The sequence below is a fragment of the Lactiplantibacillus mudanjiangensis genome (assembly GCF_005405385.1).
Lineage (GTDB): Bacteria > Bacillota > Bacilli > Lactobacillales > Lactobacillaceae > Lactiplantibacillus > Lactiplantibacillus mudanjiangensis.
The window spans coordinates 334,531-349,799 of record NZ_BJDY01000007.1; the positions used below are offsets into that span (position 1 = coordinate 334,531).

14 protein-coding genes are annotated in these 15,269 nt (G+C 43.9%); 2 read left to right on the forward strand and 12 right to left on the reverse strand.

Annotated features, from left to right (window positions below):
• Positions 1 to 58: 58 nt before the first annotated feature.
• The 11 genes from FFM84_RS14855 to FFM84_RS14905 form a co-directional block, all read right to left on the reverse strand.
• A complete protein-coding gene (locus tag FFM84_RS14855; protein ID WP_130846231.1) occupies positions 59 to 1,219 on the reverse strand; it encodes a sensor histidine kinase in 1,161 nt (386 codons plus the stop codon).
• A 15-nt stretch (positions 1,220 to 1,234) separates the two neighbouring features.
• The gene (croR, locus tag FFM84_RS14860; RefSeq protein ID WP_130846232.1) at positions 1,235 to 1,924 is read right to left on the reverse strand and encodes a response regulator transcription factor CroR; all 690 of its coding nucleotides are present in this window, start codon (positions 1,922 to 1,924) and stop codon (positions 1,235 to 1,237) included.
• Between the two features lie 310 nt (positions 1,925 to 2,234).
• Positions 2,235 to 3,386 carry an IMP dehydrogenase gene (gene guaB, locus FFM84_RS14865; protein ID WP_130846233.1) on the reverse strand — a complete coding sequence of 384 codons (1,152 nt, stop codon included), beginning with the start codon at positions 3,384 to 3,386 and terminating at the stop codon, positions 2,235 to 2,237.
• Positions 3,387 to 4,059: 673 nt separating this feature from the next.
• Positions 4,060 to 4,785, reverse strand: a complete 726-nt coding sequence (locus FFM84_RS14870) for a DUF1129 domain-containing protein (RefSeq protein ID WP_225424709.1) — start codon at positions 4,783 to 4,785, stop codon at positions 4,060 to 4,062.
• A 24-nt stretch (positions 4,786 to 4,809) separates the two neighbouring features.
• Positions 4,810 to 5,910, reverse strand: a complete 1,101-nt coding sequence (gene ychF / locus FFM84_RS14875) for a redox-regulated ATPase YchF (protein WP_130846234.1) — start codon at positions 5,908 to 5,910, stop codon at positions 4,810 to 4,812.
• Positions 5,911 to 5,932: 22 nt separating this feature from the next.
• Complete coding sequence (locus FFM84_RS14880) at positions 5,933 to 6,121, reverse strand: DUF951 domain-containing protein (protein WP_130846235.1); 189 nt, start codon at positions 6,119 to 6,121, stop codon at positions 5,933 to 5,935.
• 20 nt (positions 6,122 to 6,141) lie between these two features.
• Positions 6,142 to 7,029 carry a ParB/RepB/Spo0J family partition protein gene (locus FFM84_RS14885; RefSeq protein WP_130846236.1) on the reverse strand — a complete coding sequence of 296 codons (888 nt, stop codon included), beginning with the start codon at positions 7,027 to 7,029 and terminating at the stop codon, positions 6,142 to 6,144.
• Entirely contained in the window at positions 7,019 to 7,786 is a 768-nt protein-coding gene (locus FFM84_RS14890) for a ParA family protein (RefSeq protein WP_130846237.1), read from the reverse strand. The genes FFM84_RS14885 and FFM84_RS14890 overlap by 11 nt, the downstream gene beginning before the upstream one ends.
• A 2-nt stretch (positions 7,787 to 7,788) precedes the next feature.
• Positions 7,789 to 8,631: a nucleoid occlusion protein gene (noc, locus tag FFM84_RS14895; protein ID WP_130846238.1), complete on the reverse strand. Its 843-nt coding sequence runs from the start codon at positions 8,629 to 8,631 to the stop codon at positions 7,789 to 7,791.
• Positions 8,632 to 8,649: 18 nt separating this feature from the next.
• On the reverse strand, positions 8,650 to 9,384 hold the full coding sequence (gene rsmG / locus FFM84_RS14900) for a 16S rRNA (guanine(527)-N(7))-methyltransferase RsmG (RefSeq protein ID WP_130846239.1): 735 nt from the start codon (positions 9,382 to 9,384) through the stop codon (positions 8,650 to 8,652).
• Between the two features lie 273 nt (positions 9,385 to 9,657).
• Positions 9,658 to 10,941, reverse strand: coding sequence for a NupC/NupG family nucleoside CNT transporter (locus FFM84_RS14905; RefSeq protein ID WP_130846240.1), 1,284 nt, complete (start codon positions 10,939 to 10,941; stop codon positions 9,658 to 9,660).
• A gap of 540 nt (positions 10,942 to 11,481) precedes the next feature.
• On the opposite strand from FFM84_RS14905, the gene FFM84_RS14910 reads away from it, so the two are divergent.
• The gene (locus tag FFM84_RS14910) at positions 11,482 to 12,330 is read left to right on the forward strand and encodes an alpha/beta hydrolase (RefSeq protein ID WP_130846241.1); all 849 of its coding nucleotides are present in this window, start codon (positions 11,482 to 11,484) and stop codon (positions 12,328 to 12,330) included.
• A 526-nt stretch (positions 12,331 to 12,856) separates the two neighbouring features.
• Here the strand turns inward: FFM84_RS14910 and FFM84_RS14915 are convergent.
• Complete coding sequence (locus tag FFM84_RS14915) at positions 12,857 to 13,753, reverse strand: LysR family transcriptional regulator (protein WP_130846242.1); 897 nt, start codon at positions 13,751 to 13,753, stop codon at positions 12,857 to 12,859.
• Between the two features lie 141 nt (positions 13,754 to 13,894).
• On the opposite strand from FFM84_RS14915, the gene FFM84_RS14920 reads away from it, so the two are divergent.
• A complete protein-coding gene (locus tag FFM84_RS14920) occupies positions 13,895 to 15,127 on the forward strand; it encodes an aminotransferase-like domain-containing protein (RefSeq protein ID WP_130846243.1) in 1,233 nt (410 codons plus the stop codon).
• Positions 15,128 to 15,269: the final 142 nt, after the last annotated feature.

A 15,269-nucleotide genomic window follows, 5' to 3' on the forward strand; every position in this document is an offset into this window, starting at 1 on the left:
ATTATCCCTTTCCTGAATGCTACTTTTTAGTTTAAATAATTATGCCAATTGAAACAAGCTAATTTGCAACTTTACGATCTTTTTTCGTTAATGGATGATCGTGATGAACTGGGAGATGAATCACAAAGCTAGTCAAGGCATCATCACTCTGCGCATAAATATAACCGCCATGATGCTCCACGATACTTTGCGCAATCGCCAATCCCAGGCCAGAGCCGCCCGTAGCTTTTGAACGTGATTCTTCCACGCGATAAAACCGTTCGAACAGCATTCCTAACGAATCAGCCGGAATTCGCTGACCATCATTAGCCACGTGAATCACCACTTCTTCACCACGCTGTTCAGCCTGTAAAATCACATGCTTGGCCCCAGTACCATACTTAAACGCATTGGTAATCAAATTGTTAAAGACTCGACCGAGTTTTTCTGCATCGGCCTCTAAATAAATCGGCTTAGTGCCAGTTTCAACTTCAATCGTCAATTGCTTTTTATTTGCTTCTAATTCAAAACTGGCCGCCAATTGCTCCATCATCGCCGTAATATTCAACCGATTGATATTGAGTGGTGTTTCCGTTTGTCGAACCTTAGTGTATTCGAAGAGGTCTTCTACCAATGATTTCATCTGTGTCGCTTTGTTATAGGCAATGTGCGTATATTTAACGAGATCTTCTTCAGATTGGTACTGGTGGTTTTCAATCAGCCCCAGGTAGCCAATAATCGACGTCAGTGGCGTCCGAATATCATGACTCACATTGGTGATCAACGCATCCTTAGAACGCTCAATTTCGCGTTCCTCGTCCATTGAGTGGATGGCTGAATCAACTAGCGCATTGACACTCTCGACAACGCGTTGCGTATCACCCGTTAAACTAAAATCGATTCGATGATCAAAGTGCCCTGCCGCAATATAGTGTAATTCACTAATAATATGTCGCAGTTGCATTTGCTTATATCGCCGAATCAATCGCCAATACAACACAAACGCATCCGCAATCAACATTAAAGCCACAAAAAGATTTTCATAACTCCAAAGCTGATAATTGGTTGGTCCGATTTTAATTGAGCGTTTAATCTGAAAAATCCCACTTTGTAACCCTGGATTATGGGCAATGGCTTGGTTGATCAAGACCACAATTGACAAGTTCAAAAGGAGTAGCAAAATGACGGTTACTACTCCTTCAAAGAATAATTCACTTTTTTCGCGTCCTGTTAATTTCAAAAGTAGCCCTCACTCTTACCGCGATTCAATCTTGTAACCAACGCCCCAAACCGTTTGGATCACTTTTTCGCCGTCAGTCGCTTCTTCAATTTTATCCCGTAAATGACTCACATGCACCATCACCGTTTTAGCGGAAACAATGCTTTCTTGTTGCCAAACTCGTTCAAAAATATCATCGGCAGAAAAGACCCGGTTAGGATGGCTGGCTAATAAGTATAAGATACCAAATTCCAAAGCAGTTAGTTGGATATCCTTACCAGTCAACGTCTTTACTTCATGGGAATCCTTGTTAATGGTTAAAGGTCCAATATCCAAAACATCAGGTTCATTGGTAGTCACATTGTTTTCAGACCGCCGTAACAAGGATTTAACCCGTGCCATGATTTCCAGTGGGTTAAAGGGCTTCGTCACATAATCATCAGCGCCGGTAATTAAACCTTGGATTTTATCCATATCACCCGTCTTCGCAGACAAGACCAAGATTGGGAGTTGTGAATCTTTCCGCACTTCTTTAATCACTTCAATCCCATCCATTTCGGGCATCATGATGTCTAAAATCATCAGGGCAATATCAGGGTTGGTGTTTAACTTAGTCAAGGCTTCCTTACCGTTAAACGCACTAACAGGTTCGTAACCTTCATTTTTAATATAGATTTCTAATAATTGAGCAATTTCTTTATCGTCATCGACTACTAAAATTTTCATATTCGTGTCTACTCCTCAGTTTTAGTTGAGTAATTATGTTTCTATTCTAACAAAAAGTTTGCTTAACTTGGTGGTTGACGTGTTTTTTTAGAAAAAACGCAAGGAATCAGAGTGTGACAAAAGGCGGTTAATTGGCGAGCATTAACGGTGCTAGTTAGATTATCCCCGGTTTTGGGATGGTCTAACTAGCATGGTTAAGCGGAACCAATTGCCTTTTGTCACACGTTTCGGCAAGAAAAACAAATATGATCTAACAAAAAAGCCGCCAACTAGGTTGACGACTTCTGACAATTAATTTTATAAAACGCCTTTACCCATTAACAGAGTAGTTAGGTGCGTTCTTGGTAATTTGAATTTCGTGTGGATGTGATTCACGTAAACCAGCACCAGAAATTTCAACGAATTGCGCATTGTCAATCAAGGCTGGAATATCTTTGGCACCAACATAGCCCATCCCAGAACGTAAGCCACCGAGCATTTGGAAGATAATGTCATCGACACTGCCTTTAAATGGCACGCGGCCTTCAACACCTTCGGGCACTAATTTGTTGGCTTCGTTCACGCCACCTTGGAAGTAACGATCAGATGAACCATGCGCTTGTGACATCGCACCAACTGAACCCATACCACGGTAGAATTTGTATTGGCGACCATCGTCAAAGACCACTTCACCAGGGGCTTCGGTTGTCCCGGCTAACATACTCCCGAGCATAACCGCGTTTCCACCAGCAGCTAACGCTTTAACAATATCACCAGAATACTTAATCCCACCATCGGCGATGATTGACTTACCGTATTCACGAGCCACACTGGCTGAATCATAAACGGCCGTTAATTGAGGTACCCCAACACCAGCCACGATCCGAGTCGTACAGATTGAACCAGGGCCAATCCCGACTTTAACTACATCAACACCAGCCTCAAATAAAGCCCGTGTACCTTCAGCAGTCGCCACGTTACCGGCAATCAACGTTTGACTTGGGAAGTGTTCACGAATTTCTTTGATCTTCCGTAACACACCGGCTGAATGACCATGCGCCGTATCAATGACAATCGCATCGGCACCAGCAGCGAATAAAGCTTCCGCGCGGTCAAAGGTATCACTCGTCACCCCAACTGCAGCGACGGCTAATAAATGATTATTAGCATCAACAGCAGCGTGAGGATGATCAGCATCTTTTTCAACGGCTTTAACTTTGCTTACTTCAGCGGCTTGAGCTTCAATGCTGAGGTTCTTATGGATAACGGCTAGGCCACCTTGATTGGCCATTGCGATTCCCATTGTGGATTCTGAAACAGTATCCATTCCTGCACTCAAAATTGGAATATTAAGTTGCAAATTATCAGCCAGCTTAACACCTAAATCGACTTCATTCGGTAAAACATGACTTTCGGCCGGAATTAATAAGACATCATCGAACGTATAACCCTTTTTTCCAAACTTTGTATCCCAATTAGACATTGAATGTTAGCTCCTTGTGGTTTTATTTTTATCTGTAAAGGTAACAAAATATCAGCCTAAATGCAAGGCCTGTCACCGATTATCAGTAACTTTTCATTTTGTTAAAGGATCATTATGGTGATAGAAACTATACCAGTACTGATAGTTATGCCAAATTAGCCACCTACGCCAGCCAGTGATTCTGCCAGCTGTGGGACCGGTTCCAGCCCAAAGTGCGGTCTTCCACCTCGCTTTTGGGCCTAGCCAAAACCGCTAGTCTCAAAAGTCGTCCACATCGTAAGTCCGGGAAACCCATCCGGTCTAACGATGTTTTCACGACCGGCGCCATCACTGGCTGACTCCGGCTATATCGCGGACACTAATCTAGTAATCACTAATATAACCGAGAGTGAGCTCACATTGAGCCCAGCCGTGGGAGCTCTTAGCGATTTATCGCTTAGAGCTCGGCGCTTTTGAAACACGGGGTTGGCGGTTCAAAACGACGGTTCAGATCGCTTTTTGGCTGAACCGGTCCGCCCACAGCGTTCCGGTTCAAGGTGGGCGAACGGCAGTGGCAAGCATGACCATATCAGCAATTATTGCTAAAAATAGATTTCAGCCTTTAAGTTTTAACCGACACCTAAGTAGCAAAAAATCTGAGTCAACTTGCACTCAGATTTTAGTCGTCTTGTTTTTAGAATAAACTCGTCGTAATCTTGAAGCGACGTTTTAACCATAGACGCGCCACAAAGACGATTGCCGCAATGATTAAGTACCAGATTGCTGATAAGGCCGGGTTAATCGTTGTTGGTAAGGCCGCTGCTAACGTAAAGATCATCATCCAGGCTACAATAGCTAAGACTGACCATAAGATCTTACGCCAAGTTGGCACTTGTTTCTTTTTATCCTTGGATGCTGGTTGTAAGAAGTCAAATAACTTAGCGACCCCGAGACCACCGACTGCTGAAGTGATAAGAATGGCAGTGATCCCTTGAGCCCCAGCTTGTTCAGATGAGGTCTTGCCAAAGAAGCCAATTGCCCCGTACATCAAGCAGAAAATCATAAACAACATCAAGCCATTATCTAAGGCCGTAATCCAATAGTTAGCCCGAGCTTGTTCAGCAGGTGCTTTCTTTGGGCCTTCGATAATTTCTTGGGTTCGTTCTTGAACCGTCCCATATAATTGACGAGCGGTCGTTCCCTTATGCTGTTCGGTTAACAAAGTTGTGGTCATTTCATCTAGCGCCGCTTTTTTCTTGTCACCAGCGAGACTAGTCGCGTTTAAAGCTTTCCGCATTTGACGCATATATTCCGCGTTACGTTTCGTTAATTCGCTATCTTCGCGCACCGGTTGTTCCGCTGCTTGAATTTGTTTGGCGCCAGCTTGGGCGTTCCGTGGTTCTTTAGGTGCTTCACTCACGAGCAAGTCCTCCTTTTCGTTCACTTAGACGTTGAATCGGAATTCAACGATGTCGCCATCTTGCATGACGTAATCTTTACCTTCAAGCCGTAGTTTCCCATTTTCCTTAACCTTGGCTTCACTACCGGCTTCATCTAAAGCATCGAATGACATGATTTCAGCCCGAATGAACCCACGTTCAAAGTCTGAATGAATAATACCGGCTGCTTGAGGGGCCTTAGTTCCGCGTTTAAACGTCCAAGCCCGAGTTTCCTTACCACCAGCCGTGAAGAACGTTTCCAAGCCTAAAAGCTTGTAAGAAGCCCGAATAAGCTTATTCAAACCAGGTTCTTCCACGCCTTCAGCAGCTAAGAAATCAGCCTTATCGTCATCGTCCAATTCAGCGATTTCTTCTTCGGCTTCAGCGGCCACACCAATGGCTTGCGCGCCTTCGTTTTTAGCGTAGTCTTCAACAATCTTGTAATATTTCGAGCTTTCAGGATCAGCCATATCATCTTCGGCAATATTCGCCACATACAAGACTGGCTTAGCGGTTAATAAGAATAAACCGCGCACAATCGCTTGGTCTTCTTCGTTAAATGTCAATGACCGCACTGGTTTGCCAGCTTCCAAAGCTGGTTTGATGGTTTCCAAAACAGCCAATTCAGCTTTAGCTTCCTTGTCGCTCCCTTTAGCTGCACGTTGGACCTTTGCCAAACGCTTGTCGACAGCTTCAAGATCAGCCAAGCTTAGTTCCAAGTTAATGGTTTCGATATCGTCTTGTGGATCAACCTTACCAGTAACATGGGTAATATTGTCATCATCAAATGCCCTGACCACGTGCACAATCGCATCGACTTGTCGAATATTTTCCAAGAACTTGTTCCCGAGACCTTCACCCTTGCTGGCCCCTTTAACGATCCCGGCAATATCGGTAAATTCGAAGGTGGTTGGCACCACTTTTTTAGCTGGAATGAGTTCTTGAATCCGGTCTAACCGGCTATCTGGAACTTCAACCATCCCAACGTTTGGGTCAATCGTGGCGAATGGATAGTTCGCCATTTCAGCGCCCGCCTTCGTAATTGCGTTAAATAGTGTTGATTTACCAACGTTTGGTAACCCAACGATCCCTGCTGTAAGTGCCATCAGTTATTCACTCTTCCTTTATTTAATCTGCATCTTTTTTAACGAGCATTTTTTTAAGCTTTTTATCAAACTCGCGGCGCGGCATCATGACCACGTGACCGCAACCGGTACATTTAATCTTAATGTCTGCACCCATCCGGGTAATTTCCCAGCGATTAACGCCACACGGATGCGCTTTCTTCATTTCGACAATATCACCTAAATCATACATGCGCAACGCTCCTTGTTAAATTAATTTAAATCAACGTGCAAAATCTCCAAGATCCGGGTTAAATCTTCGTTCGATAAATAAGGAATTTCAATCTTCCCTTGGTCTTTCTGATTAGCTTTAGCTTGAATAGAGACTGCTGTGCCAAAGCGTTCTTGCAACTGTTCTTCACTCGCCCGAATATATGGTGACTTTTTAACGGTTACCTTTTTAGCGGGTTTTTGAGCATCACCATTATAGCGGGCCACGATTTGTTCCAATTGGCGAACCGTTAAGTTATCCTTAACCGCCTTTTTGGCCAATGGTGCTAACTTAGTCTTATCTTTTAAAGATAATAATGTCCGCGCTTGTCCCATTGACAATTGCCCTTTTTGAATCAGTTGTTTAACAGCTGCTGGTAAGCCTAATAAGCGCAAGTAGTTCGCAATATAAGGCCGACTCTTGCCTAAACGTTTCGAAACTTCAGCTTGCGTTAACTTTAATTTTTTCATTAAGGAATCGTAAGCTTCGGCTTCTTCCAATGGTGTCAAATCTTCGCGTTGCAAGTTTTCCAACACGGCGACTTCCATCATTTCAGCTTCGGTGACTTCCCGAACGATCGCTGGAATCGTCGTTTGCTTGGCTAATTTAGAGGCCCGGAATCGGCGTTCACCAGCAATAATTTCATACTTCTTAATTTCAGCATCTGGTTGCCGCACAATAATTGGTTGGAAAACACCCGATTTTTCAATCGAACTGGCTAATTCCTTCAATGCGGTTTGGTCAAACTTTTGTCGTGGTTGGTACGGATTAGCCCGAATATCGGTTAACGCTAGGTCGACAACTGCCGCTTCACTAACGGGTTCATCCACATCAGCAAACAAGGCATCAATACCCCGACCTAATGCTTTATTTTGATCTTTACTTGCCATGGGCAGCTAACACTTCCTTTGCTAATGCTGAGTAAACTTGTGCACCTTTAGACTTGCGATCGTAATCGATAATTGACAAGCCATGACTTGGTGCTTCCGACAAGCGAACGTTCCGTGGGATAATCGTTTGATAAACGGCATCCTTGAAGAACTTCCGCACTTCTTCATTCACTTGTTGGCCAAGATTTGTTCGGGCGTCATACATCGTGAGCAAGACGCCTTCAATCTTCAGGTTACGGTTAAAGTGTTTTTGAACCAACTTCACCGTATTAAGTAATTGGCTTAAGCCTTCCAAGGCATAATATTCACTTTGAACTGGGATCAAAATCGAGTCACAAGCTGTAAACGCATTAATTGTGAGTAATCCTAACGATGGTGGACAATCGATTAAGACAAAGTCGTAATCATCACGAACTTCATTAATCGCGTCACGTAACCGCGTTTCGCGCGCCATCATTGGCGTTAATTCGATTTCGGCCCCTGACAATTGAATGGTCGCAGGCACGATATCTAACCCGTCATGACTGGTCTTTAAGATCGTCTCTTTCATGGGGGTGTCGTTAATTAAGACATCGTAAATTTCATGTTCAATGGCCGACTTTTGAATACCCAAGCCACTCGTAGCGTTACCTTGGGCATCGGTATCAATCAATAATACTTTTTGGCCTTGTTCGACCAAGCCAGCTCCTAAATTGATGCTAGTCGTCGTTTTACCGACGCCACCTTTTTGGTTGGCGAGTGCAATCACGGTTCCCATAATTATTTACCACCCCTTGGTTTATTTTTCGGGATTTCAATCGTAATCCGATAGCCATCGCCAGTGTCTTCTTCTTGCGTTTTCACTGACAAACCCGTATCAGTCACCATCTTAATTGACTGTTTAATCGTATTGACCGCAATCCGCGTGTCTCCCGTTAAGCCGCGAGGTCGCTTCTTTTTCGGTTTGGGTGGGGTGACTAGTTTTTGCACTAATTGCTCCGTCTCTTTTACCGTCAAAGCTTGGTCAATGATTTTCGTTAATACCGCTTGTTGTTGCTCGGCCGTTAACGTCAGTAACGCCCGACCATGTCGTTCGCTAATCTGTCGTTGTAATAAAGCCTGTTGAACTGGCTTTGCCAATTTTAACAAACGTAACTTATTCGCCACAAACGATTGACTCTTGCCTAATTCACTAGCTAATGCGGCTTGCGTCAACTGATTAAGTTGCATCAAGTCTTGATAAGCCGTGGCTTCTTCAATCACGGTTAAATCTTGTCGTTGTAAATTTTCAATCAGTGCCATTGAAGCTGTTTCGCTATCGTCCATTTTCTGGATAATCGCCGGAGCATCCGCCCAATGTAAGGACGTGATGGCCCGAAAACGTCGTTCGCCAGCAATGATTTCATATTTTTTTGGTTCATATTCACGTAACACGATTGGCTGTAACAATCCGTGTTCAGCAATGGTCGCTGCGAGTTCCGCAATACCAGTCTCATCAAAAATTTGTCGTGGTTGAAACCGGTTTGGAATAATGGCCGTCACCGGAACCCGCACAATTTGTTGCTGGTTTTGGGTTGCGGCCGTATCCTTATCACGCTTCGAGCCAAATAAGGAGAATGCCATTTGAATTACCTCCCAACATTATGCTTGCGCCGTTAATGGCTGCTTCGCTGGTGTACCTGGTTTACGGGGATACCGTTTAGGTGTCGGCCGCTTTTTATCAATGACCACAATATGTCGTGGATCACCAGTTTGCGGTAGCGTGAAGGCTTGATCGTCGGCCAGCTGTCCGCCTAATTCTTTAATCGCATAACTACCTTCTGCGGTTTCAGTTCGGGTATTGGCCGCTTTTAACGCCACCATTTGACCACCGATTTTAACCAATGGCAAGCAGAGTTCACTCAACACAGATAACCGAGCAACTGCCCTTGCAGTGACTAAGTCATAACTTTCACGATGCACTGACTTTTTGCCGGCAAACGTTTCAGCGCGATCATGAAAAGTCTGTACGCCAGTTAACCCTAACGCCGTCACTAATTCATTTAGAAAGTTGATCCGCTTGTTCAACGAATCAACGATCGTCACTTGTAGTTGTGGGAAACAGATTTTCATCGGTAATGATGGAAAGCCTGCACCCGCACCAACATCACACAATGTTAACGGCTGATCTCGTAACGCCGCCACATAAAAAGCCGGGGTAATCGAATCATAGAAATGCTTCAAATACACCTCGGACTGTTCGGTAATCGTGGTTAAGTTAAATTGTTCGTTGGTCGCAACCAACCGTTCATAATAAGTCGCAAATTGTGCCATTTGGTGATCATCTAACATAATCCCCTTAGCGGCTAATGCTTGTTTAAATTCTTCTGGATTCATGTAAAACTCCTTAAACGTAAAGGTGTAACCCCTGACAGTTGTGAAACAAACGCAATGTTTCACGTCACCTCATAACTTTAACTTAAAACCAAGGTAAAATCAATGTTGCGAACCGCATTATTGATGTCGACTAACCCTTGTGAAATATGGATTTCCGTGAACTAACCGCCAGCCCTAGGGTAACCGCTTCATCGTGATTAAATTTACAGCTCATTGCACATAAAAAAGGTTGGGACTAATTTCCCAACCTTTTAATCAACTCAATTTAAATTTTTACCAAACGAATAAGCCAACAACCCCAGCTGATAAGAGGGAAACTAAGATCCCTGATAATAACATGTAGCCGACGTTTCGTGAGATTAAATCGTTCTTGTCGCGATCAACAATACCCTTGAACGCCCCAATAATCATCCCAACTGTTGAGAAGTTTGCAAAGGACGTTAAGAAGACCGTTAAAACGGCGCGGAAATGGGGTTCAAACGTGCTAACTTTGCCCGTCACTTCACCCATAACAACGAATTCGTTGGTCACCAACTTGGTCCCCATGTATGAGGCCATTTGGAAAGCATCGTGAGCGTTGAACCCAAGCAACCAAGCAAATGGGAACATGACGATCCCAAAGATGTTTTCCAATGATAAATTACTGTTGATTAACCCTAATAATTTATCAATTAATTTTGCTAATGCCACGAAGGCGATAACATTGGCCGCAATGATTAAGATCAAACGACCGGCACCCAAGATTGAGTCACCTAAGAAGGAGAAGAATGGTTCGCGCGCTGGCTTAGCCGCTTTAACTTGTTCATCAGCTAAAGCTTCTGAGCCACTGGTTTCAGTCGTTTCCGTGGTTTCTTCAACCGCGTTGCTACCGCCAACCTTGGCAACCGTATCTTCTTCTGGTGTAACATCCACGGGGTTTAAGATGGCTGCAATGATTGCCGCATTTAAGACATTCATCGGTACCGCCGTCAAAATAAATTGACCCGGCATCATCTTAATATAAGCCCCTAAAATTGAAGCCGTCACACAACTCATTGACATCATCGCAATCGTCAAGTTCCGTTGAGCCTTCATTTGCTTCAATTGTAATTGCGAAACGGCAAGCGCTTCGGTGTTACCTAAGAACATCATTTCAACAACGAAGAATGATTCAAACTTCGGTTGACCGGTAATGTAAGCTAAGCCCCGGCCGACCCATTTAATGATCCATGGCAAAACGCCAATGTACGTTAAAATATCAAATAATGGCACAATCAACAAGATTGGTAATAATGAACTCGTAACAAAGTCCATTTGTTTAACATTAACCCAACTAGCTAATGCAAACGAAATCCCATCATACGATACGTTCACGAGCCAAGTAAATCCATCAGCCGCAGCTTTAACTGCATCGACCCCGACTTGTGAACCGGTTAGGAACCATGCCAAAACGAGTTCTAAAACCAACATGATACCAACTGAACGCCAATGAATGGCGTGCTTTTGCTTGGAGAATAAGTAGGCGATGGCGATAAAGACCACAATCCCAATAATATTAACTACCAAGTTAAAGACCATGTGAATAATCCCTCTTCCCTATGAATGTTAGTGACCCAATAAAATAAAATATTAAGAAAAAACTACCTTTATTAAGATACCATAAATGTTTAGGTGGTGGGAGGGCTTCACACTAAATAACGAAATTAATTTTGCTGACGTTAAACCGCATCAGATCAGCAAACAAAAGGGCCGGTTAACTCGTTAAAGTTAACCGGTCCAATTAAGCAAGTGGCTGTCAAAAATCAGCCGATTGCCCCTGCCAAGGATCCTCATCATACCACGTTTTATTTACCACCGAACCAATTAATTGACCTCACCTGCAAATGCGCGTAAGCTACAGACAATTAATGAAAGGGGGTGATGCTTTTTGAGTACCGAATATATGCTTAAAGCATCAGTCTCTGCTCATTTTGGAGCACTCGACTGATTGCCTTTAAGGAGACCTGATCAATTCTTCTGATCAGGTCTTTTTGTTTGTCATCATCTATTAGACAAGTTGCAAGTTCCCCACAATTAAGCTAAATTTAGGGTATCTGATAAAAACGGAGGCACAACGGGATGAAGGGGACCACAAAACAAGGCTTAATTACCACAGGGTGGTTTACAATTTTAATTGCGGTCATCGGCGGCACGATGCTTTGGCAACGGCAGGTTCGACGACCCAAACACCAAGTTGAAGCCGTAACAGTCACCTCAACCGATCGTATTCCCACAGTTTTGTTACTTGGCCAGCAAACGAGTGCGGCCCACAGTCGTGAACTAGTCGCTGGTTTACAACAAAATAACGGTGCCCAATCTATCGTCCAAGTGCAAGTCAACCGTCAAGGCGACCTTAAATTCCGCGGACAATTTCAAACTTACGACAACCGCCCCTATTTAAAAATCAATTTACCCAAGGGTGACATAACCACTAAACAACAAGCCAAGTGGTTAAAGTTTGCCTTACAGCAAGCTCGTCGACGTTTCAAATTCAAACACTTTAATTTGATCAGTTATGGTGACGGTGGCTTAGTCGCCACGCAGTACTTAATGCAGACCTCTGTGGCATTAACACCAAAGAATTTGGTTGCTGTAGCGACACCCTTTAATGGCCTCAGCACGCATACCAATTCTGACGAAACGACAGCGGTCGATACTGCCCATCAAACAGCAACTTTAAAAAGCTTCATTGCGCAACGTTCAAAGCTACAACGTCACGTCCGAGTATTATTAGTGGCCGGCCACGCCAAACACAAGTCGTTCGGTGATGGTGTCGTCCCGATTCAAAGCGCCCTAGCTGGTCAAAGCATTTTTCGCAATCACGTCACTCAATATGATCAACAAGTCATTCACACTTGGCGTGCCAGTCATGCCCGTCTCTTCAACAGTTGGCGACTCGTCAATAAGATTCAGAGTTTTATGAATTAGCTGAATCATTATGGTAGCCAGCGTCTTGCTAAATTAGCCACCTACGTCAGCCAGTGATTCTGCAGGCTGTGGGACCGACTGCAGCTAAAGTGCGGGCTTCCGTCTCGCTTTTAAGCCTAGAAAACCACTAGTCTCAAAAGTCGTCCACATCGTAAGCCCGGAAAAATCATCCGGACTAACGATGTTTTCACGGCCAGCGCCATCACTGCCTGACTCCGGCTATTTTGTGGATGTTAATTAAGTTTGTGATCACCACTATAACCGAGAGTGAGTCCACATTGAGCCCAGCCGTGGGAAGCTCTTAGCGATTTATCGCTTAGAGCTTGGCGCTTTTGAAACACGGGTTGGGTGGTTCAAAACGATGGTTCAGACCGCTTTTTGGCTGAACCGGTCCGCCCACAGCGTTCCGGCTCAATGTGGGCAAACGGCAGGTGGCAAGTCAATCTACTTTCAATCCACAGTATCCCAATTAAAAGTGGTCCAACACGCAATTAACTTGCTAGTTGGACCACCTTTTTTGACCTACTTATTGCCACAACATCTCATCTTGATATTCATCCAATAAAAACTGTTTAATCGATCGAATCATCATTGCCGTCGAGGGTGCCGTTGCTTGCGTTTTATTTGCTACTAAGGCAATTTCACGATTGTAGGGTTCCGCAAATGAGTATGTGTTCACGTCACCCGTCAACTTCTTTAAGGCTAACTCTGGCAAAATCCCCATTCCGAGACCAGACTCTACCATTGAAATAATCGATTGGTCATCAATTGAGAATCGTAAAAAATTGTTCGTAACATGATAATGATCCAAGGCTAACTTCGTATCACGATCATAATCACTTTGTTGCAAAATAAAGTTTTGATCAGCAACATCGTCCAAAGTCATAAACTGCTCATTTTCTGGTTCAAACCCCGCCGGTGTCACACAATAAATCGGATCATTAATTAACGGGTGAACTAGCAAGTTATCTGTTACTGGCATCGAGGTAAACCCAATGTCAATCGTCCCAATCTTGGCCCACTTCGTAATTTCATTAAAATCCCCTTGAACGACCGAAATTTCAATATCAGGATAAGCATGATTAAAACGCCGAATAATTCTAGGTAACCAGTTGATGCAGACGCTACTAAACCCACCGATCCGAACTGAACCAGAATGCAAGCCCTGAATATTGTCCGCAACTTGGCGCAAATTACTTTCAGTATTCAAGATTTCTTGCACATATGGTAAAACTTGCCGACCATCACTCGTTAACTCAACGCCCGAACGGTTCCGAATAAACAATGGAAAACCAAGTTCTTTTTCTAATTGATTAACCGAATGACTGACCGCGCTAGGTGTCACATTCAGCGTCGCTGCCGCTTGGTAGAAGGTCTTTTGGGCCACCACGGTTGCAAAAACCTCATAAGCAAAATTGGCCATAAAAACGCATCCTTTCTTAGATGAATCATTTTCACTTTTAATTGAAAAAGCTGAGCTTTACTAATTTCACCCTTCATTCTATCATATGGTCATCGATAAATTAATGCAGAGTTAACAAAAACAATTGTGGGGGCAATATGTATGAAAAAATTATTTGCAAATCGTGTTTTAAATAACGACACGTCCGATTTAGATGAAATCTTCAAAAATAGTGCCAATCCTGAAAACATTTCCTTTGCAGGTGGGTTTCCTGATATCCAGTTATTTCCTGATGACGACTTAAAACAAGCTTATCGTGATGCCATCGATGCTGATGGACAGGCAATCTTCCAATATGCTTCAACCGCTGGGCCACTCGCCCTACGGCAAAAATTGGCCACTCGGATGCAAACCCATGCTGACGTCACTGCCAGCGCTGATGAGATTATGTTGACCCAAGGTGGCCAACAAGCCATCGATCTCGTCGCGAAACTACTATTGAATCGGGGGGATTCAATGGTCGTTGAAGGACCGACTTACATGGGCGCACTAGCCGCATTCGATACTTACGAACCAACTTATTATGAAGTACCAGTTAATAAAAACGGGATGGATATTAAGGTCCTACAGCAAACGCTGCAAGCCCATCCTGAAATTAAATTAATCTACACGGTTCCAGATTTTCATAATCCAACCGGGACCACGCTTAGTGCTAAACGCCGCCAAGCGATGGTCGCGTTAGCCAACCAATACGATGTCATTATTTTGGAAGATAGTCCATACCGCGACTTACGGTACAGCGGCAAATCCATTCCAGCAATCAAGCATTACGATACGGAAGGCCGCGTTATCTTCATTTCCAGTTTCTCGAAGATCCTATCGCCAGCATTGCGGACAGGCTGGCTAGTCGCTGATCCACAGTTGATGACTGAATTGATTGGCCTTAAATCAGCCATTGATGTGCAATCACCCAATATCACCTTAGCCGCAATCAACAGTTACTTAGATCATCATGATATTGATGCGCACATTGCGACGATCAACCAAGCTTATCGCATTAAGCGCGATGCGATGCTAGCTGCACTTGATAAGTACTTCCCTAAAAACATCACTTACACTCGACCTAATGGTGGCTTCTTCATTTGGGTCACTTTACCACAAGGGACTGATGCAAAAACACTCCTAACTGATGTCGTTTTACCGCAAGCCCACGTTGCTTACGTGCCATCAGCTTGCCAATTTGCTAGCCGACAAGTCAAAAATGCCTTTCGCTTAAACTTTACTAGTTTGGATCCTGAAACTATTACGCGTGGTATTCAACAACTAGGCGAACTGCTGCAACCTTCACCCGTTCAACAAACAACAACGGCGGCTTGGGTCCCCCACTTTAATTAAAGACTTATCCACCCCGAACCCGGCGTTGCTAATCCAGCGCGGGCTTCGGGGTTTTATTTTGAATTGCAGTTCAGCCGTTGCTCCTTTAGAATGATAAATGAGTACTTATCTTTTGTCAGTTCACTGGTTTTCATTTATGATT

Bases quoted from the DNA above. Each gene is read 5' to 3' on its own strand.
- croR (WP_130846232.1), bottom strand. From the start codon at position 1,924: ATGAAAATTTTAGTAGTCGATGACGATAAAGAAATTGCTCAATTATTA.
- guaB (WP_130846233.1), bottom strand. From the start codon at position 3,386: ATGTCTAATTGGGATACAAAGTTTGGAAAAAAGGGTTATACGTTCGAT.
- ychF (WP_130846234.1), bottom strand. From the start codon at position 5,910: ATGGCACTTACAGCAGGGATCGTTGGGTTACCAAACGTTGGTAAATCA.
- FFM84_RS14880 (WP_130846235.1), bottom strand. From the start codon at position 6,121: ATGTATGATTTAGGTGATATTGTCGAAATGAAGAAAGCGCATCCGTGT.
- FFM84_RS14885 (WP_130846236.1), bottom strand. From the start codon at position 7,029: ATGGCAAGTAAAGATCAAAATAAAGCATTAGGTCGGGGTATTGATGCC.
- FFM84_RS14890 (WP_130846237.1), bottom strand. From the start codon at position 7,786: ATGGGAACCGTGATTGCACTCGCCAACCAAAAAGGTGGCGTCGGTAAA.
- noc (WP_130846238.1), bottom strand. From the start codon at position 8,631: ATGGCATTCTCCTTATTTGGCTCGAAGCGTGATAAGGATACGGCCGCA.
- rsmG (WP_130846239.1), bottom strand. From the start codon at position 9,384: ATGAATCCAGAAGAATTTAAACAAGCATTAGCCGCTAAGGGGATTATG.
- FFM84_RS14905 (WP_130846240.1), bottom strand. From the start codon at position 10,941: ATGGTCTTTAACTTGGTAGTTAATATTATTGGGATTGTGGTCTTTATC.
- FFM84_RS14910 (WP_130846241.1), top strand. From the start codon at position 11,482: ATGAAGGGGACCACAAAACAAGGCTTAATTACCACAGGGTGGTTTACA.
- FFM84_RS14915 (WP_130846242.1), bottom strand. From the start codon at position 13,753: ATGGCCAATTTTGCTTATGAGGTTTTTGCAACCGTGGTGGCCCAAAAG.
- FFM84_RS14920 (WP_130846243.1), top strand. From the start codon at position 13,895: ATGAAAAAATTATTTGCAAATCGTGTTTTAAATAACGACACGTCCGAT.